This window comes from Nonomuraea gerenzanensis, assembly GCF_020215645.1.
GTDB lineage: Bacteria > Actinomycetota > Actinomycetes > Streptosporangiales > Streptosporangiaceae > Nonomuraea > Nonomuraea gerenzanensis.
This window is the reverse complement of record NZ_CP084058.1, coordinates 3,915,498-3,930,464: the sequence shown is the minus strand read 5'-3', so window position 1 is coordinate 3,930,464 and position 14,967 is coordinate 3,915,498. Positions and strand designations below refer to the sequence as shown.

The window sequence follows — 14,967 nt, the reverse complement described above, 5'->3', positions numbered from 1 at the left end:
TGACCTGCACGAAGGCACGCTCGCCGACAAGATGGGCATCCAGTTCCTGGAGGTCTCGCCCGAGCGGGTGGTGGGCCGCATGCCGGTCGAGGGGAACACCCAGCCGTACGGGCTGCTGCACGGCGGGGCCTCGGCCGTGCTGGCCGAGACGCTGGGCTCCGTGGGGGCCGCCGTCCACGCCGGCCCGGACCGGATCGCCGTGGGCATCGAGCTGAACGCCACCCATCACCGCTCGGCGACGTCCGGGTACGTCACGGGGGTCGCGACCCGGTTGCACGGAGGTCGCACTTTGGCGACGTACGACATCGGGATCACCGATGAGCAGGGCCGCCGCGTCTGCACCGCCCGCCTCACGTGCATGCTGCGCGACCGCTGAAACCGCTTCGGTCACGTCCGTCACTTTCGCCGACCCTTTGCGCACCGCCCCCGGTGGTCGCTACCGTGGTCGCAACAGAGCCCGCGGGGAGGCCCAGTAGAAAACGTGTTCGGCCCCAACGGGTGCGAGGGTGCTCTCGCATTCGCCAAGGGGATCCTTACATGGCCCCAAAGGCCGCTCCCGCGGGCTCGTCCAGGTTTTCACCCTGATCGTTATCGATTCGTTCTGCGAAGCGCCAGGCGTATTCTCTCATTTAGCCCCTGACCAGGCTCGTTGATTCCTCACATCAGTGACACACACATGTCACTAATTGGTGACGAACGATACTGAACCGGGCGCCGCCGGAATAAGCTCCCGCCATTGCATCCCAGTTGTGCCTGCGATGCGCGCGTGTCGAGATGGAGGGGCACAACCCCGCCTTGACCTACTTTTGAGGGAGCACCATTGCGCAGAGCCGTGATCGCGTTCACGGCCTTCCTGGGTGGACTCATCTTCCTGCTGGCCGGGCCCGCCCACGCGGGCCCAGCCGACTGCCAGGGCTTGAGGGGAACACTCAAACTCCAAGGCCAGCCAGTGAACGGCGCCAAAATCGCTGTGACCACCGAGGGCGGACAACCCGTCCAGGAGGTCACGACAAACGCGGAAGGCACCTGGGACGTTCAGGTCGACAAGCCGGGCAAGTACAAGGTCACGCTGGACCCCAGCAGCCTTCCGCAGAACGCCGAGGTGCGGGGCGGCAACAACGTCCGCACGCCGACGGTCTACGAGGACAACTGCTCCACGGTCCTGTACGCCCTGCAGCCCAAGGGCGGCGCGAACCAGCAGCAGGGCGGCGGTGAGACCAGCTCGTTCTGGACGCAGGCCGCGCAGCTCACCTTCGAGGGCCTGAACCTCGGCCTGATCATCGCCCTGGCCGCGCTGGGCCTGTCGCTCATCTACGGCACCACCGGCCTGACCAACTTCGCCCACGGCGAGCTGGTCACGCTCGGCGCCATCCTCGCCTACGCCTTCAACATCGGCTTCGGGCTGCATCTCATCCCGGCGGCGGTGATCGCCGTCATCGTGGCCGGCATCCTCGGCTACTTCCAGGACCGGCTGTTCTGGGGGCAACTGCGCAAACGCGGCACCGGCACGATCGCCATGATGATCATCTCGATCGGCGTGGCGCTCTTCCTCCGGTACGTGTACCTGATCTTCTTCGGCGGCCAGACCGAGGCCTACGCCCAGTACACCGCCCAGCCCGGCATCGAGATCGGCCCGATCTCGGCCGCGCCCAAGAACTTCGTGGCCATGGGCATCGAGCTGGCGGTCCTCATCATCGTCGGCATCGCGCTGCTGCGCACCCGCACCGGCAAGGCGGCCCGCGCCGTGGCCGACAACCCCGCGCTGGCGGCCTCGTCCGGCATCAACGTCGACCGGGTCATCAGGATCATCTGGACGTTCGGCGGCGCCATCGCCGCGCTGGCGGGCATCATGCTCGGCCTCTCCCAGAACCTGAAGTACACGATGGGCCAGGACATCCTGCTGCTCATCTTCGCCGGCGTGACGCTCGGCGGGCTCGGCACGGCCTTCGGCGCCCTCGTCGGCTCGCTCGTGGTCGGCCTGTTCATCCAGGTCTCGACCCTGTGGGTGCCGCCGGAGCTGAAGAGCGTGGGCGCGCTCGCCGTACTCATCATCGTGCTCCTCGTCCGGCCGCAGGGCATTCTCGGCCGCCGCGAGCGGATCGGCTGATCGGGGGAGGATCAGAATGGACTGGATCACGATTCTCAGCACCACCATCAAGGCGGCGATCAACGTCGAGACGGTGCTGTACGCCATCGGTGCCATCGGCCTGAACGTGCACTTCGGCTACACCGGCCTGCTGAACTTCGGCCAGGCCGCGTTCATGGGCGTGGCCGGCTACGGGCTGGCCGTCACGGTCACCGTCATGGGCCTGCCGTTCTGGGTCGGCATCTTCGTCGGCCTGGCCGCCGCCGTCATCCTGGCGATCCTGCTGGGCATCCCGACACTGAAGCTGCGCGCCGACTACCTGGCCATCGTCACCATCGCCGCGGCGGAGATCGTCCGCCTCATCTTCCGCTCGGTGCAGTTCAAGAGCGTCTTCGGCGGCTCCGACGGCCAGCGCGGCTTCTCCGACGGCTTCTACGCGCTCAACCCGTACCCCGAAGGGGAGTACGGCTTCAACCTCGGGCCCGTCCCGCTGCTCTTCGGCCACCGCACGATGTGGGTGCTGACCGTGGGCTGGATCCTCATCGCCGTCTTCAGCTTCATCGTCTACCTGCTGATGAAGAGCCCGTGGGGCCGCGTGCTCAAGGCCATCCGCGAGGACGAGGACGCGGTGCGCAGCCTGGGCAAGAGCGTGTTCTCGTACAAGATGCAGGCGCTCGTCCTCGGCGGCGTCATCGGCTGCTTCGGCGGGTTCATCTACGGCCTCGGCTACGCCTCGGTGCAACCCGACGTGTTCGGCACCGAGACCACGTTCTACATGTACACGATGCTCATCCTCGGCGGCGCCGCACGCGTGCTCGGCCCCGTACTCGGCTCGATGATCTTCTGGGTGCTCCTGGTCCTGTTCTACAACGTGATGGCCGAGGCGGTCGCCGCCGGGTACATCACGTTCCTGGACACCAACCAGGTCGGCGCCATGCGCTGGATCCTGGTCGGCCTCGGTCTGATCCTGTTGCTCATCTTCCGGCCGCAGGGCATTTTGGGTGACAAGAGGGAGATAGCGATCGATGCACGACGCTGAGACGACTGCGACCACCGGCACGGCCGACCGCAAGGCGGCCGCCCTGGCCGCCTTCCAGGACCTGGCCCGCGAGCCGGGCGTGCCCAAGCCGGATCCCATCCTCGTGGCGGACAACGTGGTGCGCCGCTTCGGCGGCCTGACCGCCGTCGAGGTGAACCACGTCGAGATCCAGCGCGGCTCCATCACCGCGCTGATCGGCCCCAACGGGGCGGGCAAGACCACGTTCTTCAACCAGCTCACCGGCTTCGACACGGCCGACTCCGGCACGTGGACGTTCAACGGCCGGGCCATCAACGGCGTGCCCGCGCACAGGGTGGCGCGGGCCGGCATGGTGCGCACGTTCCAGCTCACCAAGGCGCTGTCGCGCCTGACGGTGATGGAGAACATGCGCCTGGGCGCCCAGCAGCAGAAGGGCGAGAACTTCTGGCGGGCCCTCATCCCGGGCGTCTGGCGCCGGCAGGAGGAGGAGATCACCGAACGCGCCGAGGAGCTGCTGGTCCGCTTCAAGCTCGACGCCAAGCGCGACGACTTCGCCGGGTCGCTGTCCGGGGGCCAGCGCAAGCTGCTGGAGATGGCCCGCGCGCTCATGGTCGACCCCGAGCTGGTCATGCTCGACGAGCCGATGGCCGGGGTGAACCCGGCGCTGACGCAGTCGCTGCTCGGCCACGTCAAGGACCTGCGCGAGCAGGGCATGACCGTGCTGTTCGTGGAGCACGACATGGACATGGTCCGCGACATCAGCGACTGGGTCATCGTCATGGCCCAGGGCGCGGTGATCGCCGAGGGCCCGCCCTCGACGATCATGTCCGACGAGCGCGTGATCGACGCCTACCTGGGCGCCCACCACGACGCGCCGCTGTCGGAGAGCGAGCTGGAGGCCCAGCTGCACGAGGCCGAGGCGGCCCTGGAGGCGGAGATCCACGAGACCGACGGCTCCACCGGGGAGACCACCGTCCCCGAGCCCCAGACCGCAGAGGAGAAGCAGAAGTGAGCGCCGACGAAGCGCCCGTCCAGTCGAAGGCCGCCGTCACCGACCGCAGCGCCCACCTGGAGGGGGCCGAGGACGCGGTGCTGCGCTGCGACGAGCTGATCGCGGGCTACCTCCCGGGCGTCAACATCCTCAACGGCTCCGACCTGTACGTGAAGGACGGCGAGCTGATCGGCATCATCGGCCCCAACGGCGCCGGGAAGTCGACCCTGCTCAAGGCCATGTTCGGGCTGGTCAACATCCGCAGCGGCACGGTCGTGCTCAAGGGCGAGAACATCACGAACATGAAGGCCCACTCGCTGGTGGCCCGGGGTGTCGGCTACGTGCCGCAGACCAACAACGTCTTCCCCAGCCTCACCATCGAGGAGAACCTGGAGATGGGCGCCTTCCAGGTGCCCGGCAAGTTCAAGGAGCGCTTCGAGTTCGTGGCCGAGCTGTTCCCCGCGCTCAAGGAGCGGCGCAAGCAGCGCGCCGGCTCCCTGTCGGGCGGTGAGCGGCAGATGGTGGCGATGGCCAGGGCCCTGATGACCGAGCCCTCCGTGCTGCTGCTCGACGAGCCGTCGGCGGGCCTGTCGCCCAAGCTGCAGGACCTGGTCTTCATCCAGGCCCAGCAGATCAACAAGGCCGGCGTGACCGTGGTCATGGTGGAGCAGAACGCGCGGCGCTGCCTGCAGATCTGCCACCGCGGCTACGTCCTCGACCAGGGCCGCAACGCCTACACCGGCACCGGCAAGCAGCTCGCCAACGACCCCAAGGTCATCGAGCTGTACCTCGGGACACTGGCCAAGGCGTAATCCGGCTAAAAACGGAGAAGGGACTCCCCCGGGCCCCTTCTCCGTTTTTTAATGTCCGGTGTGAAACGATTAGCGACAGTAGCGCTCATCCTGCCCGCCCTGCTCGTCGGCTGCCAGGAGGGCGCCTCCTCCTCGCAGAAGTACAGCACCGGCGGCGACCCCACCGACAGCCCCTGCGACCGCGTGGTCTCCGCCCTGGGGTACGCCGGCCTCATGCTGGAGCCGAAGGGCCAGGAGGAGCGGCAGAACTTCGAGGACGCCGTCCTCGGCCGCCTGGCCGAGGCCAACGGCATCACGAGGGAGTTCGGCGACCGGCTGCCCGGCTCGCTGCGGGACGCCGCCGAGACCGTGAAGAGCACCACCGCGGCCCTGTCGAAGAGCGGCGTGCCCAGGGAGCGGCAGGTGGCGCTGCTGAAGCAGTACCGCGCCGCCGCCGACCGGATCGTGGCGGAATGCGGCGGATAGCGGGAAGGGCCCGGCCGAGACGGCCGGGCCCTTCGAGGTGGTGCCTGGGTGGTGCTTGATCAGCCGGCGATGTTGCCGGTGCGGTACTCCAGCGCCTTGGGGGCGTACTTGTTGTCGTCGCCGTACTGGTAGATGCCGATGGTGGCGACGGCCGGGTCACCGGCCTCGTCGAACTCGACCGGGCCGCTGACGCCGTCGTAGTCGATGTCCGTACCGGCCTTCAGCAGGTCGACGCACTCCTTGAAGCTCTTGCACTTCGTGCCGCCCTTGCTGACTTCCATCAGCTTGGCCGCGATGTCGACGCCCGCGTCGCTCTTGGCGGCCTCGGCGGCCAGCGCGATCAGGTTCGCCGCGTCGTAGGACTCGGGAGCATAGCTGAAGTCCTCAAGGTCGGGGTCGACCGCAGTGAGCTTCTTCTGGAACTCCTCCGGAGCCGCGGCGCCGGGAATCGTACCCTTGACGCCGGTCAGCGTGCCCTTGGGCATCTTGACGTAGTTGGTGTTCGACGTGTTGCCGTCCACCATGTACCACTTGTGCTTGTCGGCCGGCATGCCCTGCTTGACCAGCTCCTGCACGACCTTGGCGGTCTCCTCGAAGCCGATCAGGACGATGCCCTTGGGGTTCTTCGCCTTGAGCTTGGCCACGTCGGCGGAGAAGTCGGCGGCCTTGGGGTCGTAGTCGACGCGCTCGACGACCTCGCCACCGCCATCGGTGACCGTCTTCTGGACCTGGTCGGCCAGACCGGTTCCGTAGGAGTCCTGCATGGCCATGATGCCGACGGTGTCGTTGCCGTCGGCGATGATCAGGTCACCCAGCACGCGGCCCTGGAGCTTGTCCGGAGGGGACGTACGGAAGTAGAGGCCCTTGTCCTCGATCGTGGTGAACTTGTCGGAGGTGTTGGCCGGCGAGAAGTGCACCACGCCGGCACCCGTGATCTTGTCGATCACCGACTCCGACACCGACGAGGAGGCGGCGCCGATGATGGCGTCGGCCTTCTGCGCCAGCAGCTTGTCCACCGACTGCGAGGCGATGTTGGTGGTGGTGTCGCCCGAGTCCGTGTCGAACTTGGCGACGGGCTTGCCGAGCACGCCGCCGGCCTCGTTGATCTCCTTGAGCGCGAGGTCGACCCCCGCGAACTCGGGTGGGCCGAGGAAGGCCAGCGAACCGGTCTGGGGCAGCAGCGTGCCGAGGGTCAGCGTGCCGTCACCCTTCGCCGCGGGCGCGGATGAGGCCGGCGCGGCACTCTGGGAAGCCTGCGTGGCGGTGTCACCGCCGCCACCACCGCAGGCTGTCAGGGCGAGGCTGGTGGCAGCCACGACAGCCAGCGCCCGTCCCACGGGAGCAATGCGGATCATGAAGTGTCTCCTCCGATTCCAGGCCGGGATCCTCAGCACCGCCGAGCGTTCCCGATCGAATGACGGAAACGTACAAAACTGCTGCACACTCGAACCAGATCCGCTGGAGAACTGTCGGCACTTGGATGCGGAGTCGTAATCAGTCCTCAACTTACGAGAGCTGCGCACGGACGCTTAATGTGCGACAGGTGAAGCGCAAAACGCCTCTCCTGCTGATGGTCGCGTTCGCCGCCGGTTGCAGCTCGCCCGCCTCGCCCTCTCCGCCGCCCGCCGGACCACCGCCCGGAGTGTCGGTCTCACTGGCCCAATATCGCTCGGACGAGCCGGTGCACGTGCTTCAAGTGGCTGTCCGAAATACTAGTGAAACACCTGTTTATTTCGCTGACGTCCAGCTCGTCACGCCGTCCTTCAAAACGTTGCCGCCGCAGCGGGCCGACGCCGTCATCAAGAAGACCGAGCGTACGGACCTGCCCCTCACCTACGGCGCCGCCAGCTGCCTGCCCCAGGGCCTGCCCCAGGTGCGGCCCGCGACCGTCGTGGCCCACGTCCGCACCGGCTCCGAGCAGCCCCGCAAGGTGGTCTTCGAGGTGCCCCACCCCGACCCGCTGCTGGCCAGGCTGCTGCGCGACGAGTGCTCGGAGTTCCTCGTCAAGCAGAGCGCGAGCATCGAGTTCGGCCCCACGTGGACGGAGTCGGGGCCGAAGCGGGAGCGGGTCATGCGCGGCAGCCTGGTGGTCACGCGGCGCGGCCAGGGCACGGTGACGCTCACCGACGTCGGCGGCACCACCCACTACCTCGTCACGCCCGAGGCGACGTCGCCGGGCACGTCACCGGGCACGCCGCCGAGCACGTCACCGGGCACGCCGCTGGGCACGCTGGCCGCGGCGGCACAGCGGCTGGAGGTGCCGCTCACGCTCAGCCCCGCCCGGTGCGACGGCCACGCCTTCGCCGAGGCCAAGAAAGCCTTCCTGTTCCCCGTACGGGCGTCGGTGGACGGCGGCGAGGAGCGCGTGGTGATCGTCACCATGCCCAAGCCCCTCCAGGACCGCTTCATCCGCTACGCCCAGCGAGCCTGCGGCCTCGGCTCCTGACACGCGGGAGCCCCTCCCCCGGGCGTGCGGGGAGGGGCTCCGTCCGGCAGGCGGGCTCAGCCCTCGATCTTGCCGGTCCGGTACTCCAGCGCCTTGCTGGCGTACTTGTTGTCGTCGCCGTACTGGTAGACGCCGATGGTCGCCACCGCCGGGTCACCGTTGGCGTCGAACTCGACGGGGCCGCTGATCCCGTCGTAGTCGATGTCCTTGCCGGCCTTGAGCAGGTCGGCGCAGTCCTTGAAGGTCTTGCACTTCTCGCCGCCCTTGCTCACCTCGGCCAGCTGGGCCGCGATGGACGCGCCGCTGTCGTCCTTGGCGGCCTCGGCGGCCAGCGCGATGAGGTTCGCCGCGTCGTAGGACTCGGCGGCGTAGGTGAAGTCGTCGAGCTTCGGGTCGAGCTTGCGCAGCTTCTCCCTGAACTCCTCGGGCGCCTCGGCCCCGGGGATGGTGCCCTTGACGCCGGTGAGCGTGCCCTTGGGCATCTTCAGGTAGTTGGTGTTCGACATGTTGCCGTCCACCATGTACCACTTCACCTTGTCGGCGCCCAGGCCCTGCTTGACCAGCTCGGCCACGACCTTGGCGCCCTCCTCGAACCCGATCAGCACCACGGCCTTCGGGTTCGCCGCCTTGATCTTGGCCACGTCGGCGGAGAACTCGGCCGCCTTCGGGTCGTAGTCGACCCGCTCCACGACGCTGGCGCCGGCCGCCTCGGCCGTCTTGGTGATCTGGTCGGCCAGGCCGGAGCCGTAGGAGTCCTGCATGGCCAGGATGCCGACGGTGTCGTTGCCGTCGGCCGCGATCAGGTCACCCAGGACGCGGCCCTGCAGCTTGTCCGGCGGCGCCGTACGGAAGTAGAGCCCGTTGTCCTCGATCGTGGTGAACTTGTCGGAGGTGTTGGCCGGCGAGAACTGCACGACCCCCGCGCCCGTGATCTTGTCGATGATCGACTCCGACACCGACGAGGAGGCGGCGCCGATGATGGCGTCGGCCTTCTGCGCCAGCAGCTTGTCCACCGACTGCGAGGCGATGTTCGTGGTGGTGTCGCCGGAGTCGGTGTGCACCTTGGTGACCGGCTTGCCGAGGACGCCGCCCGCCTCGTTGATCTCCTTGACGGCCTGGTCCACGCCGGCGAACTCGGGCGGGCCGAGGAAGGCCAGCGAGCCGGTCTGCGGCAGCACCGTGCCGAGGGTCAGCGTGCCGTCGCCCTTCGCCGCGGGCGCCGAGGAGGCTTCCGTGGACGTCGCGGCGGACGGCGCGGTGGAGGCGGACTGCCCGGCCGTGTCGCCACCGCCGCCACAGGCCGTCAGGGCCAGGCTCGCCGCGGCCGCGACGGCCAGCAGGCGCCCCATCGGAGCAATGCGGTTCATATAAGAGACTCCCCCAATCTCGGCGAAGAGACGATCACCTCCGCCGGGTTTTCCGAGCTCAGCTTGCCTGTCCGCAGCACGGTTGGGGAGTTCTTACCCGACTTTTATACTCGATTGTAATGTCCCAAATACACAGAGTAATGGACTGTTTCAGGAGAGTTACGGATGCGTCCGTAAACGATGATGCCCTGGCCCGAAATAGCCGGGCCAGGGCGAGAATGAGGACGTGGATCAGCCGTCGATGTTCCCCCGGCGATATTCGATCGCCTTGGCGGCGTTGAACTTGTTGTTCGCGCCGTACTGGTAGACGCCGATCGTGGCGACCGACGGGTCACCCACGTCGTTGAAGTCCACCGGGCCGCTGACGCCGTCGTAGTCGATGTCCGTGCCGGCCCGCACCAGGTCCACGCACTCCTTGAACCCCGTGCACTTGGTGCCGCCCTTGCTCACCTCCACCAGCTTGCCCGCGATGGCCGGGCCCGCGTCCGACTTGGCCGCCTCCGCGGCCAGCGCGAGGAGCGTCACGGCGTCGTACGACTCCGCCGCGTAGGTGTACTCGGTGATCTCCGGGTTCACCTGCAGCAGCCGCTCCTGGAACGCCCCGGGCGCCTCGGCCCCCGGCAGCGTGCCCTTGACCCCGTCCAAGGTGCCCTTCGGGGCCTTGACGAAGTTGGTGTTCGACATGTTGCCGTCCACCATGTACCACTTGTGCCTGTCGCTGGTCAGCCCCTGCTTGACCAGCTCCTGCACGACCTTCGAGGTCTCCTCGAAGCCGATGAGCACGATGCCCTTCGGGTTCGCCGCCTTGATCTTGGCCACGTCGGCGGAGAAGTCGGCCGCCTTCGGGTCGTAGTCCACCCGCTCCACGACTTTCCCGCCGCCCTCCTCGGCCGTCTTCGTCACCTGGTCGGCCAGGCCGGAACCGTAGGAGTCCTGCATGGCCAGGATCCCGATGGTGTCGTTGCCATCGGCGACCACCAGGTCACCCAGGACCCGCCCCTGCAGCTTGTCCGGCGGGGCCGTGCGGAAGTAGAGGCCGTCGTCTTTGATCGTGGTGAACTTGTCGGAGGTGTTGGCGGGCGAGAACTGCACGACCTTCGCCCGCGTGATCTTGTCGATGATCGACTCCGACACCGACGAGGACGCCGCCCCGACGATCGCGTCCACCTTCTGCGTCAGCAGCTTGTCCACCGACTGGGAGGCGATGTTGGTGGTCGTGTCCCCCGAGTCCGTGTCGAACTTGGCGACGGGCTTGCCGAGCACCCCGCCGGCCTCGTTGATCTCCTTGCGCGCCAGGTCGACGCCGCCGAACATGGGCGGGCCCAGATAGGCCAGCGAGCCGGTCTGCGGCAACACGGTGCCGAGGGTCAGCGTGCCGTCGCCCTGCGGCGCGGAGGCGGAGCCTGAGGTGACGGTGCCGGCGGTCGTGCCGCCGGACGAGCACGCCGCCAGCGCCAGGACGGCCGCGGTGACGGCGAGCGGCGCGCGAAGATTACGGATCATGGGGTGCGTCTCCGATCGAGATGAGCGGACCTTTGCGTCCGCCCATCAGTTACGCGCCGGGACGCCCCCCGGGGTAAGCGGCCGAAGCCGGTTGGATGCCCACTCGTGACCGCACCACAACCCGCCGGGCTAAATCACCTGATATACGGCTTTTTCAGGATCGCTCCGCCGCGTCGTCTATAACGATCTGGGCAACCTCGCGCATGCTCAGCCGCCGGTCCATCGACGCCTTCTGGATCCATCGGAACGCCTGCGGCTCCGTCCAGCCGTGCAGCGTCATCAGCTGCCCCTTGGCCCGCTCGACCAGCTTCCTGGTCTCCAGCCGCTCCGACAGGCTCGACACCTCGGCCGCGAGCGCCACCATCTCCTCGTGCCTGCTGACCGCCATCTCGATCGCCGGCACCAGGTCGGCCTTGGTGAACGGCTTGACCAGGTAGGCCATCGCGCCCGCGTCCCTGGCCCGCTCGACCAGATCCCGCTGGGAGAACGCGGTCAGGATGAGGCAGGGGGCGATCCGCTCGGACACGATCCGCTCGGCCGCCGAGATGCCGTCGAGCACGGGCATCTTCACGTCGAGGATGACGAGGTCGGGCTTCAGCTCGGCGGCCAGCCTGATCGCCTGCTCGCCGTCACCGGCCTCGCCCACGACGACGTAGCCGTCCTCCTGGAGCATCTCCTTGAGGTCGAGGCGGATCAGGGCCTCGTCTTCCGCGATCACTACTCGCCGCTGCGTACTCACGAGCAGAAGAGTACAGACGTCCGGTAGATTAGATCCACGCCGGTGCGACTCGCAGCGCTACGCTGCGAGATCACAGACCGGACAACTGCCGCCCCGGTAGACCAATCGGCAGAGTCGATGGCCTCAAAATCCATTCAGTGTGGGTTCGAATCCCACCCGGGGCACTCACCTGACCGCCCGGCCCCGTGCCGGGCGGCTCTGTCGCACCCGGGCGCGACACTCTCCGCATGCACGATAGCGCAATCCGTGACCGCTGGCCGAAATCTTGACCGAAATTGTGGTCACCAGGGCACGGGGCCGTGCTCGTCGAAGAAACCGCCCGTCGGGCCGTCGGGCCCCAGCGTGGCCAGCTCGATGATGACGGCCGCCCCGTCGGCCGCCGTGCGGGTGATGGGGAACGGCAGGTCCTTGGTGAAGTCGGTGGCGCAGGCGCCGGGGGCGGCGGCGTTGACCAGGATGCCGTCCTCGCGCAGCTCCTTGGCGTACTGGACGGTGAGCGAGTTGAGCGCGGTCTTGGAGGGCGGATACGTGGCGGAGGCCGGGAGGGCCGACAGGTAGTGGGCGGGGTCGGTGTGGTGGTGCAGGGAGCCGACGCCGCTGGAGACGTTCACGACGCGGGGAGCGGGTGAGCGGCGCAGCAGCGGGAGCAGGGCGTTGGTGACCATGAGGACACCGATGACGTTGGTCTCGAAGACCTCGCGCATCACGGCGGCCGGGGTGCCGCCCGGCGTCAGGCCGATGGGGCCCGCGATGCCGGCGTTGTTGACCAGCACGTCCAGGCGGTCCAGCGACGCGGCCGCGGCCTCGATGGTGGCGGGGTCGGTCACGTCCAGGACGATCGCGCGCACCTCGGGCTCCGCGGCCCGCGCCTGCCGATCCCCGTTCGTTCCGGTGGCGGTGAGCTCGGCGCGGAGGCGGGCGGCGGCCTGTTCGCCGCGGGCGCGGTCGCGGGAGCCGAGCAGGACGGTCAGGCCGCGGGCGGCGAGCCCCGCGGCGACGGCGTAGCCGATGCCCTTGTTCGCCCCGGTCACCAGGGCCACGGTGGTGGTTTCTGCCATGGCAGGAAGCACACCACCCGCCCCGATCCGGGGGCCAACACCGGATGGGTCACGGGCAATACCCTGAGGGTATGGAGACGCGCGAGCTGGCCTACTTCGCGGCCGTCGCCGAGGAGCTGCACTTCGGGCGCGCGGCGGCACGGCTCGGCATGGCGCAGCCGCCGCTGTCGAGGGCGATCCAGAAGCTGGAGCGGCGGCTCGGCGTGCGGCTGTTCGAGCGCGGCAGCCGCGGCGTGTCGCTGACCCCGGCGGGCGAGGTGCTGGCCAGGGAGGCTGCGACGGTGCTCGACGCGGTGGCCGCGGCCACCGCCCGCACCCGCCGAGCCGGGCTGGCCGAGCCACGGCTGGTGGTGGCGCTGAAGCCGGGCGGCGACGGCGGGCTGCTGCCGGACCTGCTGGCCGCCTACGGCGCGCTGCCCGGCGCCGTGGCGGTGGAGCTGGCGCTGTGCGGGGTGGCGGAGCGGGCGCGGCTGGTGCGTGACGGCACGGCCGACGTGGCGTTCCTGCACAGCCCGTACGAGGACCTGACGGGGTTCGACAGCGAGCCGCTGCTGGTGGAGGGCAGCGTGGCCGTCATGGCGGCAAGCCATCCGCTGGCCGGCCGCGACCACGTGCGCCTGGCCGACCTCGAGGCCGACCCGACGCCCCGCTGGCCCGGGGCCCATCCGGACGTGAGCGATCCCGCGATGCTGATGCAGCTCGTCGTGCTGGGGCAGCTCGTGGTGGTGGCACCGGAGTCGGTGCGGGAGCAGGTGCGGCGGGACCTGGCGTGCGTGCCGGTGATCGACGGCGCGCCGACGACCGTGGTGCTGGCCTGGCCGGAGGGGGCCCGGTCGCGGGCGCTCGCGCAGTTCGTGCGCACGGCGGCGGAGGTGGCCGCCCGGTTACCAGGTGCGGTCGGGACTTTTCGGGATCGCTCCCACCGGGAATAGCCGTTGCAAGATCGATGACTACGGGTCGACTACGGGGGTGGGGCGGGATGCCGTTGAGCGTGGCGGCCCGGGAGGCGTTCCTGGCGGAGTCGCACATCGCCAGCCTGGCGGTGGAGGCGGGCGCCGGCCGGGCGCCGCTGGTCGTGCCCGTCTGGTACGACTACAGCCCCGGCGGCGAGATCCGGTTCCTGACGGACGGCGACTCGCACAAGGCCCGGCTGATCGCCAAGGCGGGCCGGTTCTCGATCCTGGTGCAGCGCGACAGCCCGACCTACCGCTACGTGTCCGTGGAGGGCCCGGTGGTGCGCTCGGGGCCCACGACGCTCGACGACCTCACCCGCATCTCCTCCCGCTACCTGCCGCCTGACGCCGTGTCCGGCTACGTCCAGGGCTCCGACCTGAACATGCTGGTGACGTTCAGGATGTGCCCCGACCACTGGCTCTCGGCCGACCTGGGCGCCCTGGGCTGACGCGCGCCGCGAACCGGTGCCCTGGAGGCCGTGTGCCGACCTGGGAAACGGTATTTTTGGGCCCGTGACTGCTATCGATCCCACCTCGACCGGCGCGTTCGGCGCCGGACTCGCCACCATCGCCGCCGACGGCACCGTCCTCGACACCTGGTTCCCCGCCCCCGAGCTGGGCGACGCGCCCCATACGGGCACCCAGCGGCTCTCCGCCGACGAGGCGGGGGAGCTGGCCGAGCAGGCCGGCCACGACGCGGCGCGCGGCGTGGAGGTGGTGGCCGTGCGCACCGGCATCGCCAAGCTCTCCGAGGCCCCCGTGGACGCGCACGACGTCTACCTGCGCCTGCACCTGCTCTCGGCCCGGCTGGTCCAGCCGCACGGCGTCAACCTCGACGGCATCTTCGGCCTGCTGGCCAACGTGGTCTGGACGAACTTCGGTCCCTGCCCGGTGCCCGGCTTCGAGCGCACGCGGCTGCGGCTGCGGGCCAGGGGCGCGGTGACGGTGTTCGGGGTCGACAAGTTCCCCCGGATGGTCGACTACGTGCTGCCCTCGGGTGTCCGGATCGCCGACGCCGACCGTGTTCGGCTCGGCGCCCACCTGGCCGCCGGCACCACGGTCATGCACGAGGGCTTCGTGAACTTCAACGCCGGCACGCTCGGCAGCTCCATGATCGAGGGCCGGGTCTCGGCCGGCGTGGTCGTCGGCGACGGCTCCGACGTGGGCGGCGGCGCCTCCATCATGGGCACGCTGTCGGGCGGCGGCAAGCAGGTCATCTCCATCGGCGAGCGCTGCCTGCTGGGCGCCAACGCGGGCCTGGGCATCTCGCTGGGCGACGACTGCGTGGTGGAGGCGGGCCTGTACGTCACGGCGGGCACCCGCGTCACGCTGCCGGACGGCACGGTGGTCAAGGCGGCCGAGCTGTCGGGCTCCAACGGCATCCTGCTGCGGCGCAACTCGCAGTCGGGCGCGGTGGAGGCACTGCCTCGCAAGGGCGGCGGCATCGAGCTCAACGCGGCTCTGCACGCCAACGACTGACCACCTCGGCGGCTCAGCCCGGCTCGCGTGACGGCGCTGAGCCGGTGCAG

The 14,967-nt window shown here is 69.2% G+C and carries 15 protein-coding genes and 1 tRNA gene; 11 read left to right on the top strand and 5 right to left on the bottom strand.

Annotated features, from left to right (window positions below; all coding sequences use genetic code 11):
* The first annotated feature begins 31 nt into the window (after positions 1–31).
* The 6 genes from LCN96_RS18840 (at position 32) to LCN96_RS18815 (ending at position 5,372) form a co-directional block, all read left to right on the top strand.
* The gene (locus LCN96_RS18840) at positions 32–376 is read left to right on the top strand and encodes a PaaI family thioesterase (RefSeq protein ID WP_225276009.1); all 345 of its coding nucleotides are present in this window, start codon (positions 32–34) and stop codon (positions 374–376) included.
* Positions 377–970: 594 nt separating this feature from the next.
* Entirely contained in the window at positions 971–2,107 is a 1,137-nt protein-coding gene (locus tag LCN96_RS18835) for a branched-chain amino acid ABC transporter permease (RefSeq protein ID WP_225274103.1), read from the top strand.
* Positions 2,108–2,123: 16 nt separating this feature from the next.
* Entirely contained in the window at positions 2,124–3,125 is a 1,002-nt protein-coding gene (locus LCN96_RS18830; protein WP_225274101.1) for a branched-chain amino acid ABC transporter permease, read from the top strand.
* Positions 3,112–4,116, top strand: a complete 1,005-nt coding sequence (locus tag LCN96_RS18825) for an ABC transporter ATP-binding protein (protein ID WP_225274099.1) — start codon at positions 3,112–3,114, stop codon at positions 4,114–4,116. Before LCN96_RS18830 ends, LCN96_RS18825 begins: the two co-directional genes overlap by 14 nt.
* Entirely contained in the window at positions 4,113–4,907 is a 795-nt protein-coding gene (locus LCN96_RS18820) for an ABC transporter ATP-binding protein (RefSeq protein ID WP_225274098.1), read from the top strand. Before LCN96_RS18825 ends, LCN96_RS18820 begins: the two co-directional genes overlap by 4 nt.
* A gap of 60 nt (positions 4,908–4,967) precedes the next feature.
* Positions 4,968–5,372 (top strand): hypothetical protein, encoded by a 405-nt coding sequence (locus LCN96_RS18815; RefSeq protein ID WP_225274097.1) that lies wholly within the window; start codon positions 4,968–4,970, stop codon positions 5,370–5,372.
* Positions 5,373–5,431: 59 nt separating this feature from the next.
* On the opposite strand, the gene LCN96_RS18810 is transcribed toward LCN96_RS18815, so the two are convergent.
* Positions 5,432–6,727, bottom strand: a complete 1,296-nt coding sequence (locus LCN96_RS18810; protein ID WP_225274095.1) for an ABC transporter substrate-binding protein — start codon at positions 6,725–6,727, stop codon at positions 5,432–5,434.
* A 416-nt stretch (positions 6,728–7,143) separates the two neighbouring features.
* Here LCN96_RS18810 and LCN96_RS18805 point away from each other — a divergent pair, with 416 nt between their 5' ends.
* Positions 7,144–7,818 carry a hypothetical protein gene (locus LCN96_RS18805; protein WP_225274093.1) on the top strand — a complete coding sequence of 225 codons (675 nt, stop codon included), beginning with the start codon at positions 7,144–7,146 and terminating at the stop codon, positions 7,816–7,818.
* Positions 7,819–7,874: 56 nt separating this feature from the next.
* On the opposite strand, the gene LCN96_RS18800 is transcribed toward LCN96_RS18805, so the two are convergent.
* The 3 genes from LCN96_RS18800 to LCN96_RS18790 all read right to left on the bottom strand — a co-directional run bounded on the left by LCN96_RS18800 (position 7,875) and on the right by LCN96_RS18790 (position 11,427).
* Positions 7,875–9,185, bottom strand: a complete 1,311-nt coding sequence (locus LCN96_RS18800; RefSeq protein ID WP_225274091.1) for an ABC transporter substrate-binding protein — start codon at positions 9,183–9,185, stop codon at positions 7,875–7,877.
* Positions 9,186–9,416: 231 nt separating this feature from the next.
* Positions 9,417–10,688 (bottom strand): ABC transporter substrate-binding protein, encoded by a 1,272-nt coding sequence (locus LCN96_RS18795; RefSeq protein ID WP_225274090.1) that lies wholly within the window; start codon positions 10,686–10,688, stop codon positions 9,417–9,419.
* A 154-nt stretch (positions 10,689–10,842) separates the two neighbouring features.
* Positions 10,843–11,427 (bottom strand): ANTAR domain-containing response regulator, encoded by a 585-nt coding sequence (locus LCN96_RS18790; RefSeq protein WP_225274088.1) that lies wholly within the window; start codon positions 11,425–11,427, stop codon positions 10,843–10,845.
* Positions 11,428–11,517: 90 nt separating this feature from the next.
* Here LCN96_RS18790 and LCN96_RS18785 point away from each other — a divergent pair.
* Positions 11,518–11,591: transfer RNA gene (locus tag LCN96_RS18785), tRNA-Leu, on the top strand.
* Positions 11,592–11,708: 117 nt separating this feature from the next.
* On the opposite strand, the gene LCN96_RS18780 is transcribed toward LCN96_RS18785, so the two are convergent.
* Positions 11,709–12,485, bottom strand: a complete 777-nt coding sequence (locus LCN96_RS18780; RefSeq protein WP_225274086.1) for an SDR family NAD(P)-dependent oxidoreductase — start codon at positions 12,483–12,485, stop codon at positions 11,709–11,711.
* A 71-nt stretch (positions 12,486–12,556) separates the two neighbouring features.
* Between LCN96_RS18780 and LCN96_RS18775 the strand changes: the two genes are divergently transcribed.
* From LCN96_RS18775 to dapD, 3 genes are all read left to right on the top strand, one after another.
* Positions 12,557–13,417, top strand: a complete 861-nt coding sequence (locus LCN96_RS18775; RefSeq protein WP_225274084.1) for a LysR family transcriptional regulator — start codon at positions 12,557–12,559, stop codon at positions 13,415–13,417.
* Positions 13,418–13,464: 47 nt separating this feature from the next.
* On the top strand, positions 13,465–13,887 hold the full coding sequence (locus LCN96_RS18770; protein ID WP_225274083.1) for a pyridoxamine 5'-phosphate oxidase family protein: 423 nt from the start codon (positions 13,465–13,467) through the stop codon (positions 13,885–13,887).
* Between the two features lie 64 nt (positions 13,888–13,951).
* On the top strand, positions 13,952–14,917 hold the full coding sequence (gene dapD / locus LCN96_RS18765) for a 2,3,4,5-tetrahydropyridine-2,6-dicarboxylate N-succinyltransferase (protein WP_225274081.1): 966 nt from the start codon (positions 13,952–13,954) through the stop codon (positions 14,915–14,917).
* Positions 14,918–14,967 lie beyond the last annotated feature (50 nt).

What these genes read in the sequence shown, in the direction of transcription:
- LCN96_RS18830 (WP_225274101.1), top strand. Translation starts at nt 2,124, where the DNA reads ATGGACTGGATCACGATTCTCAGCACCACCATCAAGGCGGCGATCAAC.
- LCN96_RS18795 (WP_225274090.1), bottom strand. Translation starts at nt 10,688, where the DNA reads ATGATCCGTAATCTTCGCGCGCCGCTCGCCGTCACCGCGGCCGTCCTG.
- LCN96_RS18800 (WP_225274091.1), bottom strand. Translation starts at nt 9,185, where the DNA reads ATGAACCGCATTGCTCCGATGGGGCGCCTGCTGGCCGTCGCGGCCGCG.
- LCN96_RS18780 (WP_225274086.1), bottom strand. Translation starts at nt 12,485, where the DNA reads ATGGCAGAAACCACCACCGTGGCCCTGGTGACCGGGGCGAACAAGGGC.
- LCN96_RS18825 (WP_225274099.1), top strand. Translation starts at nt 3,112, where the DNA reads ATGCACGACGCTGAGACGACTGCGACCACCGGCACGGCCGACCGCAAG.
- LCN96_RS18840 (WP_225276009.1), top strand. Translation starts at nt 32, where the DNA reads ATGGGCATCCAGTTCCTGGAGGTCTCGCCCGAGCGGGTGGTGGGCCGC.
- LCN96_RS18775 (WP_225274084.1), top strand. Translation starts at nt 12,557, where the DNA reads ATGGAGACGCGCGAGCTGGCCTACTTCGCGGCCGTCGCCGAGGAGCTG.
- LCN96_RS18810 (WP_225274095.1), bottom strand. Translation starts at nt 6,727, where the DNA reads ATGATCCGCATTGCTCCCGTGGGACGGGCGCTGGCTGTCGTGGCTGCC.
- LCN96_RS18770 (WP_225274083.1), top strand. Translation starts at nt 13,465, where the DNA reads ATGCCGTTGAGCGTGGCGGCCCGGGAGGCGTTCCTGGCGGAGTCGCAC.